Source organism: Thalassospira lucentensis, assembly GCF_050516545.1.
GTDB classification, from domain to species: domain Bacteria; phylum Pseudomonadota; class Alphaproteobacteria; order Rhodospirillales; family Thalassospiraceae; genus Thalassospira; species Thalassospira lucentensis_C.
This window is the reverse complement of the sequence record NZ_CP191544.1, coordinates 1,070,455-1,086,087: the sequence shown is the minus strand read 5'-3', so window position 1 is coordinate 1,086,087 and position 15,633 is coordinate 1,070,455. Positions and strand designations below refer to the sequence as shown.

Sequence of the window (15,633 nt, the reverse complement as noted above, 5' to 3'; positions counted from 1 at the left end):
TAGGGTCAAGACCTAATCACTCTGTCGCAAGCCGCGTTTTTGCGCGATTGTTTCTAAGGCTGCTCTGGTGCGGGTTGCCCCTGCCCTGCCTGTGGTGCGGCATCAGTTTCGGCTGCGTCTTGCGGGTTCAGACATTCTTTCAACCAAACGTCATAAACCGGGTGTTCAAGAGCAGACAATCCGGGGCTTGATGCAAACATCCAGCCGGAAAAAATCTGATCCCGCGCCGCACGGCCATCATCGGGCACATCGGCGATATCAAGGAAGGTCGCACTTTCGGGCAATTCTTCTGGCGGTGTGCGGTAACAGGCATCGACCCGGATCGACAATGTGCCGAATTTGGTCGTTTGACCAACCGGCACGTCAAAGGTCGAAATCCGCGCGGTGATTTTATCAAGCCCTTGTAGCTGGGCAACCTGGGCCGGACGATAATCAAGTGCGGCATAACCCGTTCCGATCATTGCACATGTCGAACAAATCGCGGCAATCGCAAAGGATCGTTTCATCTGGCTCTTCAGTCCTGTTTGTCGCTTTTATCATAGGGATTGTGCAGTTCAGCGACCACTTCGCGCATTACAGTGCGAAATTGCTCTTCATCGCAGCCCATCAAAAGCGCGTCTTCAAGCGCATCCTGCATCATTTCGCGCAATTCGCCGAAATTGTCATTCAGGACTTTGATCTTTTCCACACAAGATAACGGCGAACCATCGGTTGCCTGCCATGTTGGAAAATGCTGCATGTTTTCGGTCTTCTTCATCAACCGCTCCGACAGTGCTGATACGAAGGGATATCATTTCCAATCCGCATCACGTCATAGGCCAAACCACATACCCCAAACCATATTTCGCACATTCGCGCGCAAAACCGGCAAAATCATGGCCGTCTGGTCTTTTCCCGGTGGGCCAACAATTCCTGATGGCCGATACCGGGACGTTTGATCACTCGTTGCTGCTGGTGGACGAATAAATAACCTGACCGATCAGATCTTCAAGATTGACCGATCCTTGAGTGTATTCAATTTCGCCACCCTCTTCGATCATATCAATATCGCCACCCGGTTCGAGGGCGACAAACTTGCCACCCAACAACCCGTCAGACGCAATTTTCGCCGAACTATCCAGCGGCAAGGTCAGATCAGAACGCACCGACATTTTAACAACAGCCATATAGGTTTTCGGATCAAGATCCTGTGCGGTGACACTTCCGACTTTCACACCTGAAATGCGCACATCATTGCCAACAACCAGACCGTCAATGCGGTTAAAGCTGGCTTTAAGTTCATATCCCTCGACGGTATCAAGGCCCGCACGGGAATAGGAATAGCCCGCAAATACAACCGCAACTGCGATTACAGCAGCACCAGCAAGGGTTTCAATCAGTCTGTTGCTCATGGACCTTATCCGTCTTGTATTTCTTTGTTCTACATATTGGATTGCACAGCACTAAAACACAACCGTACAAACGAAACCGCTTAAGACAAAAACAGGCGCGAGTTGCCCCGCGCCCGCTCTATATTTTGATCTTGCTTGGCCAATCAGCCTTCCGGCGACCATGCCTGATAGTCACCCGTCGCTTTCGCGCGCTTGCCACCACTATATTCATGGCCGGCCGGGCGATAGGCATGTTTGGTCCCGGTCAGGTTCGGCAGATGTTCTTTCTGCCAGTCATACCGGTCTTCCGCCTTGTCTGACAGCGGCGCATCAACGGTGTGATGCAGCCATGCATGCCATTCAGCCGGAACTTTGGACCCTTCCGCAATACCTTTGTAAACGACCCAACGTTTGGTGCGGCGGCCGTTGGCCGGAGTCTTTTCGGTGTAATAGATATTGCCGAAACGGTCTTCGCCAACGCGCTTGCCAAACAGCGCAGTATAAATACGGGTGCCGACGGTGGCCATGTTGGGTCTCTCTCCAGATTTGGTTTGTCCGCCAAACGCGGCGCAAGTCACACGCGGGTGCGCCTGCGGTCAACAAGGCTCTTATATGTCGTGATGTGTGCGCAAAGTCAATAATTCAAGGCCGTACTGGTTGCTTAAAATAGTCTGGCACCATCAATCTGATCGCATGCGGCGCAAGAATCACATTGCAGGGTAGTTTACCGGCAAGGTCGCCATCAATCTGCAATGGCATCCCGGCCCCCTTATGGTCCTGCGCACCCGCACAGGTAAGCGTCATCTCCGTCCCAGAAACAACATGGACGTCGGGTTGCTGGGCAAGCTTGCCCACCACAAGACACACGGCATACCGCAACAAATCCCCGACCCTGTTTGACGTCAACAAGACGACAACAAGCTTGGACGTCAAAAGCCCGGCATCCGGTGAAAGAACGTAAGGCCCTCCATAATGTCGTGCACGGGTCACGATCACACCGGCTGTTCGGTGTATATCATCCCCTATTTTCACATCAATCATGGTGTCTGGTGGTCGCATGATCGTACATACCCCTTGCCACACATACGCCCATTTTCCCAACACCGTCTTTAACCGCGCCGAAACATTGGCAACGGTCACCGCATCTGGCCCTGCACCTGCCATCAACATGAAGGCAGAACCATTCGCCATGCCGGGGGAAACATCAACTTCCACCTGAGCATGGATGTAATCAACAATGCCCTGCAAACTGTTTTTGATTTGAAGTTCATGGGCAAGAACATTGGCTGTCCCAATCGGAATAATCCCCATCGCGGGAATGGCCCGGTCAAGTGTCCTGGCATCCATCAGGCCATTGACCACTTCATTGATCGTGCCATCACCGCCTGCAACAAAAACCGGGATGCCCGGGGATAAATCGCGGACAATTGCGCGGGCATGCCCGGGAAACCCGGTCTCAATGATGTTAACCGGCATCTCCAGTCGGGCCAGAATGCGATCCATCCTCTTGCGACTGAAACCACCTGCTTTGGGATTAACGATGATCGTGACCGGACTTTGATTTTCGCAGCGCGACGGGGTCTTAGCGCCGCGCATATCGATCTCCCTTCTGCACGCAAGCCGCCAGAATATCCGACGTGCGGTCGTATATGGATGTTTCGACCTGCATCAATCCTAACGTCGTGGAAAACAGATTATCGTGTGAAAAGGCCCCTGTGCGCGCAAGCCCGTCAAGGCAACCACGATCGATCTTTTGGTCCTGCGCAAGCCCCGAAGACATCCAGAACATCATCGGCACATGCGTTTGTTCTGCCGGTGCAAGGAAATACGGCGCCCCATGTAGGTAAAGTCCACTTTCCCCAAGGGATTCCCCATGGTCGGATACATAGAGAAGTGCAGTATTGTAGTGCTCTGATTGTTCTTTCAGTGCATCGACCAGCCGGGCAATGACAAAATCGGTATAGCGGATGGTGTTGTCATAGGTATTGACCAGTTCCTGCTGGGTGCAATTCTCGATGTCGCTTTGCTGACAATCGGGCATGAAATGGCGGAAATTATCGGGATAACGTTCGTAATATGTCGGTCCGTGACTTCCATTAAGGTGCAGAACAATGAGCCTGTCTTTACCGACATCACCTTTTTCATCCCCGGTTTCAGCGCCGGTTTCAGCGCCGAGTTCCTGCCCGACAGCGTCAATCATCGTTTCATCAAAACAAAGCCCGCCCGCACACATACCCGGGAATTCCTTGTCCGATATCGTCCGGTTCGCAATGCGGTCACATACCCCCTTGCAGCCACCATCATTCTCATTCCAGAAAACATCGACACCGGCTTTGGCTAAAACATCTAAAAGATTTTCACTGTTATCGGCGATACCCTCATTATACGTGCTGTGGGTCATCGGTGAAAACATGCACGGCACCGAAACCGCCGTTGCCGTCCCGCACGAGGTCACATTCTGAAAGGCGACAAGGTCGGGTATTTTCCCGGTGAATTCCGATGTTGGGCGGTCATATCCGTTGGCCGCAACACTTGCCGCACGTGCTGTTTCTCCGACCACAAGAAACATCAAGGTCGGCTTCCCCGTCGTCGGCGTCATCCGGGCATCATTGCCGATGGTACGGAACGGAATTTGTGTCGCACGTAAACGATGTTTTGCATATTGGATACTCGCCGCAATGTAATTGACGGGGACCACTTCTTTACCAAGGATTTTGTTGTTGCGCCCGACCGACGCATAATCCTTGAAATAGCCAAACCCGATACCGCCCAAACATGAAAGTGAGATAACAACAATCAGCATTTTCTGACCGAGACCACGCAAGAATGACGGCGCATACCGCACGGGCATAAATGCCAGAATCCCAACGGGCAACATCCCGGTCACGGCAAACAGCAAAACGGATCGAACATTCAGGTACGACGCAGCCTCGCTCGGGTTTGTCTCAGCGAAATTCGTAATCATGCTGCGATCAAACACGATCCCGTAATGGGTCATGGCAAAACTGACCACCGCTGATGTCAGGATCAAAAATACAAAAAACGGTTTGAAAAACGGTCGAAAGGAAAAAATCGGAAAAATCGCCATCAGGCCGAAAAACAAAACAAACGGCGCACTTGCGGCAAACACCGGATCGAACGCTTCAAGCCCACCAAGAATTGCGTAGAAATGACCCAGAACTTTCCAGTTGAAGACCAAAATGAAATAAACCGTGATCAGGCACAGCACAACCCGATAGTCGAAAACCAGATCGCGACCACGCCTCAGAAATTGTGACTTCAAAAAGTTTTGCATCAGGAATTATGTCCGTATCGTGTGATGAAATGTCACAAGGGCCCGCGCAGATGACGCCGTAAAGACACACTGGGAGAACCCTGCGCGCCGTGACAAAAAAGGAGGAAAGTGAAAACAGTGCGTTACGTGATGTCGTCACTGCTGGGGCGACGTTTGCGACCACTGATCATTGCCCGCACCAGATTTTCGCCATGTCGCATGGATGCAAGAACAACCCCGGCGACATGGACCACCACAAGTATGATCAAACCATTGGCAAAGAATTCGTGGGTTTCCATTACCCACCCCACGCCCCAGAAACGGTCCGTTGTGAAAAGCCAGCCGGAAAATGCCGTGGCTGCCATGACAGCAATCAAAACAAGGATCATGACGGCACCGACCGGATTGTGACCGATATAGCGTGCTTCACGCCGCTGCCAAATGTCGCGCACATAGCCCACAACATCGGACGGCCCGCGCACAAACTGTGCAAACCTGGCGTAATGCGGCCCGAATGCCCCCCACAAAAGACGAAAAGCAACCAGTCCTGCTGCACAATATCCGGCGGCCTCATGCGCGCTATTCCATTGCTTGGCGCTTATCCACGCCACCAGAAAACTGGCAACAAGGCCCCAGTGAAAAACACGCACCAGCGGATCCCATACTTTGACGGTGGCGACCATGATCAATCCTCCGTCGGCGTAACCGCCTCAAGGCTTTCTGGATTGAAATAGGCCTCAACATGCTCGCCATCTTTCGTAATGGCATAGACTTCATAACAACCGTCATCCGTCGTGACCTTTTTGACCTGCCAGCCCTCAGCTTCAAGTTTGGCTTGCAGGTTCTCGCGCGGCTGCCACTGATCCATCGGCACATTGCACATATCGTCACCCGCCAATGCTGGCACGGCACCAGAAACAACAAGCAACCCGGTAACGAATGCAATCGCGGTATTCTTTTTCATGATGTAACCCCCGTTCGGATATGAAAAACTCAACCCGACGGAAAATGCCGTTTCTTGCTGACAGCAAGCTGAACATTGCCCCATCATGCATTCAGCCTGATGTCAGGAGACCGTGCTAGTCTGTTTGGATTTGACCATCAACCGCCCAGGAAAGACACCCGATGCGACTGCTTCTGATCGAAGATGAAAAAGTTCTCGGCAATGCCCTGTGCGATAACCTGAGCAGCCAGGGTCATGCCACGGACTGGGTGGAAAACATCCATGACGCACAGGGGGCCGTTATCAACACGCCCTACGACGTCATGTTGCTTGATCTCAATCTTCCCGATGGTTACGGGGTCGATTTTCTACGCAGCTTGCGCAAACAAGGCAACGTAACCCCTTGCATTATCCTGACTGCACAAGATCAGATTACCGACCGGATCGAAGGATTGAATGCCGGGGCGGATGACTATCTGGTCAAACCGTTTGATCTTGGTGAACTGGCCGCACGGCTGTCATCGGTCTCGCGGCGCTATGCAGGCAATCCAAATCCATTGCTCTGCATCGCAGATGTTGAAATTGATCTGGCAAAACGACAGGTCTTTGTTGCCGGGAACATGGTTGATCTCACGGCACGCGAATGGGCGCTGCTTGATCAGTTTTCCCGCCGTCCCGGTGCGATATTATCGAAACATCAGCTTGAAGAAGCCCTGTATGAATTCGGTGCCGAAATCGAAAGCAACACTGTCGAAGTTTATATCAGTCGCCTGCGCAAAAAGATCGGTACCACCCTGATCCGCACATTGCGCGGTGTTGGCTACAGGCTTGAGGGATAACACCATGTCGGCCTTTTTCAGCAACAGCCTGACCGGGCGGATTGTCCGTCGCGTGACATTATGTGTCTTTACGCTCTGGCTGGTCGGATCTGTGCTGGCCGCCTTTGTGATTCATGACGAACTGGGCGAGGCCTTCGACAGCGGGCTACAGGAAACCGCCCGGCGCACCTTGCCGCTTGCCGTACAATTTCATATGAACCGTTCTGGGCAAGACCGTCCAGCCCGTATGCCTGCTTTCACGTCGTCCGAGGGCGGTAAAACCAGTAACAAACTGGATGAAAGCCGGATTTCCGGTGAATATCTGATTTATCAATTGCGGGATGGCACGGGGAACGTCCTGCTCAGATCACACGACACGACAGACACCCCCTTTGATGCCCCCCTGCAAGCAGGTTTCTGGGAAGACAGCAATTACCGCTATTATACAGAATCCAGCGTCAGCAGCAGCCTCTTCCTACAAGTAGCTGAACCTATGGCCCATCGACACGAAGCAGCTCTTGAAAGTTCGCTTGCGGTTCTTTTGCCGCTCATTGTTCTGGTGCCCGCCATTGTGGTTGCAATCTGGCTCAGTGTCCGGTCAGGACTCGTTCCCGTGCGTCATTTACGCGATGAAATCGGCCTGCGGGGCGGCGGAAATCTTGATCCGGTTGAACTTGATGAAACGCCTCGCGAATTGTCAGGCATGGTCAATGCCATCAACATGTTGCTGGTCCGCTTGCGCGCCGCCTTGAATGCCGAACGCAGCTTTGCCGCCAACAGTGCGCATGAATTGCGCACCCCCATCGCCAGTGCCCTTGCCCAGCTTCAACAATTGCAACTCGAAGTCGGCGACAACAGCCCTGTTCGCGAACGCACCCAAAAAGTCGAAATGTCGCTCGACCGGTTGCGTCGGCTGTCTGAAAAACTGCTGCAATGGTCGCGGGCAGAGGCCGGCATTGGGCGAAGCCCCCACCCCCATCAACTCTCTCCAATTGTCGAGATGATGATTGAGGATATCGAACGCAGCAACCGTTTCACCAACAAGCTGGTCGCAACATACGATGACGTTCCCCTGATCGCCGCAGTTGACCCTGATGCGTTCGGGATTTGCCTGCGCAACCTGCTTGAAAATGCCCTGCTGCACGGCACCAACGCCGAACCGGTACAGGTCCACGCCACAGGTCCCGCCACCATCAGCGTCGAAAACGCCTGTCCGGTCATCCCCCCTGAACTCCTTGGCCGACTGGCCAACCGTTTCGAACGTCACGGCAGCCACCCGGAAAGCACCGGACTGGGATTATCGATCGCAACAACCATTATTTCACAGGCCGGTGGCACACTTGAACTGATGTCCCCGCGCCCGGGAAAACCTGATGGGTTTGTCGCGATCCTTAACCTAGGCTAAGAAACGATATTACTGACGCTTCAGGCCACCGCCTCATTATCTACCCACCTATTCAATGCCAAGGATTATTGACGACAGGCCCGCCATAAAAACGACTTTCCTCTTCCAATAACGGCTTTCACACCTCCGGCCCGCATTTTCGGTCGTCAAACGACCCACAACTGCTGGTGGGGCGACGACTCATTGATCCATATATGTCTGGGGCCTTTGTCCACCCTGTTATCCACAATATGCGGTATGTCTGCTGTTGGACCGAAGGCCTGGATCACGTTGATTTCGACCCATAACAGAAACAGAATTTTAACATAAATATCAAACTGTTAATCGATATCCGCATGCTAACAATCAAGGCAAATCAATAAGTTTTTAGCTTCGCACTGGAAATGGAACGCAAACGGCGTTAGCTTGTATTTGCTTAGTGAAGGACACCCCGTCCTTACACAACATGTAGTCCGAGTCTTAGGACCGACACACAATCACGCTGCGACAAGAACCGCAGTTTTCCGGGCATCAGCGCCGGATTCAGAGATTGTTAACGAGAATCCCAGCAGCATCGAATCAGCAAGACGGCAACCGACCCACTACATGTGGTGGTAAAAATCACTGTCAACCACAAAGATTAGTGGACTGTGGCAAAATTTTGCCCTTATAGTCTTCCCACGAACCGGATGGTTCCAAGGGGGGACCACACCACTCGAATACGGATTTAGCGCTGATCTCGCAAAGGCCAAAAAAATGGCCATAGGGGCAGCGTATGTGCATAGAGCAAACTATATAGAGTCAGGCGAGGCAGGCGCAAAGCGCCGCACGGCTTCACGTCTGATCATAACCGGAGCAGACCATGCGGATTACCAGAAAGTTCACTCAGGAAGGTGTCAGCCCATACGCAGACATCGACTTTCGCAAATCGTCATGCGTAATCAAAAACCCCGATGGATCGGTTGTTTTTGAAATGAATGACATTGACGTTCCCGCCTCCTGGTCCCAGGTGGCGAGTGACGTTCTGGCGCAAAAATATTTCCGCAAGGCCGGTGTTCCGGTTGCGCTGAAGCCGGTTAAGGAAAAAGACGTTCCGAACTGGTTGTGGCGTCAGGCTGCTGACAAGACCAAGCTCGAAAAAATGCCGACTGAAAAACGCTACATTAGCGAAACCAGCGCAACGCAGGTCTTTGACCGTCTTGCAGGCACCTGGACCTATTGGGGCTGGAAAGGCGGATATTTTGACGCCGAATCCGATGCGCAGGCTTTCTTTGATGAAATGCGCTATCAGCTTTCCCACCAGATGGGTGCACCGAACTCTCCGCAGTGGTTCAATACCGGCCTGCATTGGGCATACGGGATTGATGGCCCGGCACAGGGTCACTCCTATGTTGATTTCAAAACCGGCGAACTGACCAAATCGGCAAGCGCTTATGAACATCCGCAGCCGCATGCCTGCTTTATTCAGTCTGTTGCCGATGATCTCGTCAATGAAGGCGGCATCATGGATCTCTGGACCCGTGAAGCCCGTCTGTTCAAATTCGGCTCCGGTACCGGTTCGAACTTCTCGAACGTACGTGGCGGCGGTGAAAATCTGTCGGGCGGCGGTCGTTCTTCCGGCCTGATGAGCTTCCTGAAAATTGGTGACCGTGCTGCTGGCGCAATCAAATCGGGTGGCACCACCCGTCGTGCTGCCAAAATGGTTGTTGTCGATATCGATCACCCCGATATCGAAGAATACATTGATTGGAAAGTTGTCGAAGAGCAAAAAGTTGCTGCCCTTGTCGCCGGTTCCAAACTTGCTGAAAAGCACCTGACCCAGGTTCTTGCGGCCTGCACCAACTGGGATGGCGCTGCTGACTCAGAAGATCGTTTCCTCCCGCGTGCCAACCCGCAGCTTAAAGAAGCTGTCTTGGGTGCCCGTGCGGTCATGATCCCGGATTCCTATATCAATAAAATCATTGAATTCGCCCGTCAGGGCTTCACCGAAATCAGCTTCAAAACCTATGACACTGATTGGGATTCCGAAGCATACCTGACCGTTTCGGGTCAGAACTCGAACAACTCTGTTCGTGTCTCGAACGGTTTCCTTCAGGCTGTTTTGGATAACGGTGACTGGGAACTGATCCGTCGTACCGATGGCAAAGTTGCCAAAACCATTGCCGCACGCGATCTGTGGGACAAAGTTGGCGAAGCCGCCTGGGCCTGCGCTGATCCCGGCATCCAGTATGACAGCACGATCAACGAATGGCACACCTGCCCGAATTCGGGTCGCATCAATGCGTCCAACCCGTGCTCGGAATATATGTTCCTTGATGATACCGCCTGTAACCTTGCATCGCTTAACCTGATGAACTTCCGTTCTGATGATGGCGGTGTCGATGTTGCGGCCTATGAACATGCTGTCCGTCTGTGGACGGTTGTTCTGGAAATCTCGGTTCTGATGGCGCAGTTCCCGTCCGATCGTATTGCCGAACTTTCCTATCGTTACCGTACCCTTGGCCTTGGCTATGCCAACATTGGCGGCCTGCTGATGAGCATGGGCATTTCATATGACAGCGACGAAGGCCGTGCGATTGGCGCGTCCCTGACCGCGATCATGTGTGGTGTGTCTTATGCGACCTCGGCCGAAATGGCGGGCGAACAGGGTCCGTTCCCGGGCTATGGCGAAAACGCCAACGAAATGCTGCGTGTCATGCGCAACCATCGCCGCGCTGCTTACGGCGAGCAGGAAGGATATGAAGGCCTTGCCATCAATCCGGTTCCGCTCGTTGCGGCTGACAGCCCCTATGCCGAACTTCCGGTTGCTGCGCGTGCAGCATGGGACAAGGCGATCGAGCTTGGCGAAAAGCATGGCTATCGCAATGCACAAACCACCGTGATTGCCCCGACCGGCACCATTGGTCTGGTGATGGATTGTGACACCACCGGGATCGAACCTGATTTCGCACTGGTGAAGTTCAAAAAGCTTGCCGGTGGCGGGTATTTCAAAATCATCAACCGTACCGTTCCGGTCGCGTTGGCAACCCTTGGCTATACCGAAAACCAGATCCGCGACATTGAAAAATTCGCAGTTGGTCACGGAACGCTCAAAGGCTCGCCATCCATCACCCATGATGATCTCAAAGCCAAGGGCTTTGACGATGACGCGATTGCCAAGGTCGAAGGTGCGCTTAAAAACGCATTCGACGTCAAGTTTGTCTTTAACAAATACACCTTTGGCGATGACTACTGCATCAACCAGCTTGGTCTTGATGCCAAACAGATCAACAGCATGGACTTTGACATGCTGGCCGCCCTTGGATTTGATAAAAAACAGATCGAACTGGCAAACACCTATGTTTGCGGCGCGATGACCCTTGAAGGTTCCCCGCATCTGCGTGACGAAGACCTTTCGGTCTTTGATTGTGCAAATCCATGCGGTCGTACCGGCAAGCGTTATCTCTCGGCTGAAAGCCACATCCGCATGATGGCTGCAGCTCAGCCATTCATCTCGGGTGCGATTTCGAAAACCATCAACATGCCAAGCAGTGCCAACATCCAGGATTGCAAAGACGCTTACATGCTGTCCTGGCGTCTCGGCCTGAAGGCAAATGCGCTCTATCGTGATGGCTCGAAACTCAGCCAGCCGTTGAACTCTGCCCTTGTTGAAGAAGACGATTACGCTGATCAACCAAATGCTGCCAAGGCAACTGCGGCATCCCAGCAGATCGTTGAAAAAATCATCGAACGTGTCATCCGTGGCGACCGTCGTTCCCTTCCGGGCCGCCGCAAAGGTTACACCCAGAAGGCCACCGTTGGCGGTCACAAGGTTTACCTGCGTACCGGCGAATATGAAGACGGCAAGCTTGGTGAAATCTTCATCGACATGCATAAAGAAGGTGCGGCTTTCCGTTCCTTGATGAACAACTTTGCAATCGCCGTTTCCATCGGCCTGCAATATGGTGTTCCGCTCGAAGAATATGTCGAAGCCTTCACCTTCACCCGCTTTGAACCATCGGGCATGGTTTCCGGGAATGATGCGATCAAGATGTCGACCTCGATCCTTGATTACATGTTCCGCGAACTTGCCATTTCCTATCTTGGTCGGAATGACCTCGCCCATGTTCAGCCATCCGACATCCTTCCCGATGCCGTTGGCGAAGGTGTGGCCGAAGGCGATCTTGGCGAAGCTGCCAAGAAAACCGGCGATCAGGCGATTGAAACCATCCGCAAAGTGGCATCAAGCGGCTTCGTGCGTCGCAACCTTTATGTTGTCGATGGCGGTGCCCAGACCGAAGAACGCGTTGTCGAAGTCAAATCGACAGGCACTGACGGTCATGGCCACAGCCACACTGCCGAAACGGCAAGTGCCGCAACCACAACCGCCGCACCGGCAGCACCGCAGACCACTGCGATCCTGACGGCCGGCGAAGAAGTCTCGGCCAAGGTCGACCAAAAGATGGACCAGATCCGCGAAGCCCGCATGAAGGGTTACGAGGGTGATGGTTGCCCTGATTGCGGCAACTTCACACTGGTCCGGAATGGCACCTGTCTGAAATGTGACTCTTGTGGCGGTACGACGGGCTGCTCGTAAGGGCCCCGGCACTTCCGCAAATCTGATCTGATCAGAAAACCGGCCGGGACACTCTCCCGGCCGGTTTTGTTTTTGGACATCACAAAGGACTGCATCATGGCCGTGCCCGATCGTGTTCCCGACTTCAAAAACAACACCGCCCTTATCGTCCTTGATGTGCAAAAGGCCATCGACGACCCGAAATGGGAGTCTAAAAATAATCCCGGCTATATCGATGCAATTGCGCGCCTTCTGGCCGAATTTCGCACCCGCGACCTACCGGTGATCCATGTCCGCCACGAAGAATCCAATCCCGCCTCAACCTTTTACGCGGGCGGCCCCGGCCAACCGTTCAAGGATGAAGCAATCCCGATGGATGGTGAAACCATCATCACCAAAACCGTCAATTGCGCCTTTATCGGAACTGATTTGGAAAAACATCTGCGCGACCGCGGCATTACGCGCCTGATCTTTACCGGCGTTGTCATTCACAATTCGATGGATATATCCATCCGTGCGGCCCACTGCCTTGGCTTTGAATGCCATCTGCCACTTGATGCCACCACCGCGATTGATGTCACGGATGCCCACGGCAAACGGTTTGATGCCCAAACCGTGTTTGATCTTTATGCCGCCGTTCTGGCATCAGAATATTGCACCCTGACTCGCAGTGAAGATGTGATCAGCACCCTGTCCTGAACGACATTTTCCTTGACCAAGTCACACACCTGACAGCCTTGGCTATCCACTTATGGTCAATCATTATCCACTTTTGGTCAAGAATCGACACAATCCCCCTCTTAAGGATAACCCTCGCCGCGTAATGCCTTTAATGATCCTGCAACGGGACCGATCCGTCGGCACCGATCAAAAAGGATATGGGCACGGCGAACAATGCATAAGAACACTAGCACCTTCAAACAGGAGCGATCTGATCGTTCTCCCGTCACCACGTGCAAGTCTTTGTTAAAAAAAGGTCTCTATGCGCTGGCCCTGACCGGGCTATCCCTGCCTTTTGCCGACAGTGCTTTGGCAGTTAGCGTAGGTTGCGGTTTCTGGAACTCTACAATTAACAACACCGACGGCATCGTTATCACCAACGCTTTTAGCGCACGGGAGGTCACCAAGGTCACCTTCACACACATAAGCGGCGCCTCGCCAAACAACTATACCTACACCTATACGGACAATAACAACGCCGCCAATTCACGCTCCGCCACAGCGGGCAGCACCACCACCGGCGATACTGTCACCCTCACCATCCAGATCCCGGCAGATACGACAAGCGGTAAGCTTTTCTTGGATGCCACGGGTTCGACCGCGAGATACAACATGACCGCATCCTGCGTTGCCGGATCGGCACCGGTCGCGGCATCAACATCTTCGGCCAGCACCACATCCGCTGTGATCGCGGCCGTCTCCCGCTCCCAGACCACAGTCATTCAACAAAATATCGCATCGCGCGTCTCATCCGTGATCCGTACTGTCACCAATTCCAGTACGGACAATGTGCTGGGCCTCGCCACCTCATCACGCGAAACCGCCACCAATCGCACCAGCCTGACCGACAGCACCGCCGATGATGATAACCTCAACAGCAACAGCATCACCGACCGCGATGATGCACTGCGCCGCATGGCAATGATGGGCAGCTTTGACAGCTCCACCGGCCTTGGCATGGATATGCTTGGCCTTGGCCCGACCGACCAAGGCGATGTTGGTGGTGCCGCCGGTGTTGATGGCCGATCTGCCTTTGCCACTACAAGCCCGTTTACGGTGTGGGGCCATGGCTCCTTTACCTCGGTCGAGAATGATTATGTCAATGGCACCAATGACAGCCGCTATGACGGTGATGTCTGGGGCTATAATGTCGGGCTGGATTACCGCTTTGCCGATGCGCTGATTGCCGGCATAGTACTTGGTTACACCGATACCGACCTGACCACATCGTTTAATGATGGCAGCTATCAGGAAACCGGTTGGGTCGCATCGCCTTATGTGATTTATCGCCCGATTGCAAACCTGACCATCTCTGGCGAAGCCGGATACGGTATGGGCGACCTTGATGTCACACGCGATAACGATGCAGTATCGGGCTCCACGGAATCAGACATGTGGTATGCTGCCCTGACCACGTCCTATCGGACCAATCCGATCGAATCCCTGGCGGCGGCCTCACTGACCCCGTCTCTGGCCTTTTTGGCGGCTCGCAAAACCGTCGATGGCTACAGCGAAAGTGACGGCACAACCAATGCGACCACCCACTCCAACACCCGTCAGATCAAACCGGCGATCGAGGCCGCCTATGATTTCACCCCGACCCAAAGCCTTTTGATCTCGCCCTTCCTTGAAACCGGTCTGGTCTATGATTTCACCGATGAAATCAACAAAGACAAAACCGCGTTTAATCTCGGCGGCGGTGTGCGCCTGTCCGATGCGATCACCGGACTGAATGCCGCCCTGGAAGGCAGCTATCTTGCCGGGCGATCTGACTATCGCGAATACACCATCGGCGGCACCATCACCTATGGCTTCGCCCTGACCGATCAGGACGGACGCCAGATGGGAATCATCACCCCGTTCTTTGCCAGCAACCTGAATGAATATGGCAATCAGCGCATGCGGACCGGATTTGGCTTTGATATCGGCCAACTAACCAGCGAACTGGCCCTCAGCCACATGATGTCGGTTGCCAATGATGATGATGAAAGCAATGCCAGTGCAGTTGAAATAACCATGTCCTTGCCGTTCTGATTTCGGTTTCCTAAATCTGCTGCACGTAGCTCACCCGATAAAGCCCCTGGCCAGTGGCCGGGGGCTTTTATGTGCTCATGCCCGAACCGATCAAAGGGTGGCAAGATGGGAACAACTTCTCGCAAGGCGCGTTTGGACCTCTGTAGTACATGTCTCGAAACCCGGGACATGCGCAAATCTGAATGAACGGAACAGGAGCCCATCAATGCCCATAAGTCGTATTGCAGGCATCGTCATTTGTATCATCGGCATTGGCCTTTTGATCACTGGTCTCAACGCATCCGACAGTGCGGCCGACCAGATTTCCGAAACCCTCGTTGGCAGCTATACCGATCAGACGATTTGGTATCTGATTGCCGGTGGTGCTGCTGCGATCGGTGGCTTTATCCTGATGATGTTTGGCGCCAAAGCCCGCTAGACATCCCCGGTCTGTCGCCATTGCCGCGAAATCCCGCCTCTTTCGCAGGCAATGGCAACAGACTGTTTACGAACCGCATCTGGTCATCGCCCGCCATTACGCTCATAGTCAGGATCG

At 53.4% G+C, this 15,633-nt stretch carries 14 protein-coding genes; 6 read left to right on the top strand and 8 right to left on the bottom strand.

Annotation, left to right across the window (positions count from 1 at the left end; all coding sequences use genetic code 11):
* Window positions 1–53: 53 nt before the first annotated feature.
* The 8 genes from ACQ0MK_RS04980 to ACQ0MK_RS04945 form a co-directional block, all read right to left on the bottom strand.
* Window positions 54–506, bottom strand: a complete 453-nt coding sequence (locus ACQ0MK_RS04980) for a DUF2155 domain-containing protein (RefSeq protein WP_430475082.1) — start codon at window positions 504–506, stop codon at window positions 54–56.
* Between the two features lie 8 nt (window positions 507–514).
* Window positions 515–757: a hypothetical protein gene (locus tag ACQ0MK_RS04975; protein WP_350041285.1), complete on the bottom strand. Its 243-nt coding sequence runs from the start codon at window positions 755–757 to the stop codon at window positions 515–517.
* Between the two features lie 181 nt (window positions 758–938).
* Window positions 939–1,391 (bottom strand): outer membrane lipid asymmetry maintenance protein MlaD, encoded by a 453-nt coding sequence (gene mlaD / locus ACQ0MK_RS04970; protein WP_430475081.1) that lies wholly within the window; start codon window positions 1,389–1,391, stop codon window positions 939–941.
* Between the two features lie 143 nt (window positions 1,392–1,534).
* Window positions 1,535–1,897 carry an NADH:ubiquinone oxidoreductase subunit NDUFA12 gene (locus ACQ0MK_RS04965; protein ID WP_430475080.1) on the bottom strand — a complete coding sequence of 121 codons (363 nt, stop codon included), beginning with the start codon at window positions 1,895–1,897 and terminating at the stop codon, window positions 1,535–1,537.
* Window positions 1,898–2,012: 115 nt separating this feature from the next.
* On the bottom strand, window positions 2,013–2,966 hold the full coding sequence (locus ACQ0MK_RS04960) for a diacylglycerol/lipid kinase family protein (RefSeq protein WP_430475079.1): 954 nt from the start codon (window positions 2,964–2,966) through the stop codon (window positions 2,013–2,015).
* Window positions 2,953–4,665 (bottom strand): phosphoethanolamine transferase, encoded by a 1,713-nt coding sequence (locus tag ACQ0MK_RS04955; RefSeq protein WP_430475078.1) that lies wholly within the window; start codon window positions 4,663–4,665, stop codon window positions 2,953–2,955. Before ACQ0MK_RS04955 ends, ACQ0MK_RS04960 begins: the two co-directional genes overlap by 14 nt.
* 122 nt (window positions 4,666–4,787) lie before the next feature.
* Window positions 4,788–5,327, bottom strand: coding sequence for a cytochrome b/b6 domain-containing protein (locus ACQ0MK_RS04950; RefSeq protein WP_430475077.1), 540 nt, complete (start codon window positions 5,325–5,327; stop codon window positions 4,788–4,790).
* A gap of 2 nt (window positions 5,328–5,329) precedes the next feature.
* Window positions 5,330–5,608 (bottom strand): PepSY domain-containing protein, encoded by a 279-nt coding sequence (locus ACQ0MK_RS04945; protein ID WP_430475076.1) that lies wholly within the window; start codon window positions 5,606–5,608, stop codon window positions 5,330–5,332.
* Window positions 5,609–5,769: 161 nt separating this feature from the next.
* Between ACQ0MK_RS04945 and ACQ0MK_RS04940 the strand changes: the two genes are divergently transcribed.
* The 6 genes from ACQ0MK_RS04940 to ACQ0MK_RS04915 all read left to right on the top strand — a co-directional run bounded on the left by ACQ0MK_RS04940 (window position 5,770) and on the right by ACQ0MK_RS04915 (window position 15,516).
* A complete protein-coding gene (locus tag ACQ0MK_RS04940) occupies window positions 5,770–6,426 on the top strand; it encodes a response regulator transcription factor (RefSeq protein WP_430475075.1) in 657 nt (218 codons plus the stop codon).
* Between the two features lie 4 nt (window positions 6,427–6,430).
* On the top strand, window positions 6,431–7,810 hold the full coding sequence (locus tag ACQ0MK_RS04935) for a sensor histidine kinase (RefSeq protein ID WP_430475074.1): 1,380 nt from the start codon (window positions 6,431–6,433) through the stop codon (window positions 7,808–7,810).
* 841 nt (window positions 7,811–8,651) lie between these two features.
* The gene (locus tag ACQ0MK_RS04930; protein ID WP_430475073.1) at window positions 8,652–12,365 is read left to right on the top strand and encodes a vitamin B12-dependent ribonucleotide reductase; all 3,714 of its coding nucleotides are present in this window, start codon (window positions 8,652–8,654) and stop codon (window positions 12,363–12,365) included.
* Window positions 12,366–12,461: 96 nt separating this feature from the next.
* Complete coding sequence (locus ACQ0MK_RS04925; protein ID WP_430475072.1) at window positions 12,462–13,043, top strand: isochorismatase family protein; 582 nt, start codon at window positions 12,462–12,464, stop codon at window positions 13,041–13,043.
* Window positions 13,044–13,238: 195 nt separating this feature from the next.
* Window positions 13,239–15,098, top strand: a complete 1,860-nt coding sequence (locus ACQ0MK_RS04920) for an autotransporter outer membrane beta-barrel domain-containing protein (protein WP_430475071.1) — start codon at window positions 13,239–13,241, stop codon at window positions 15,096–15,098.
* 205 nt (window positions 15,099–15,303) lie between these two features.
* Window positions 15,304–15,516, top strand: a complete 213-nt coding sequence (locus tag ACQ0MK_RS04915; RefSeq protein ID WP_430475070.1) for a DUF3185 family protein — start codon at window positions 15,304–15,306, stop codon at window positions 15,514–15,516.
* Window positions 15,517–15,633 lie beyond the last annotated feature (117 nt).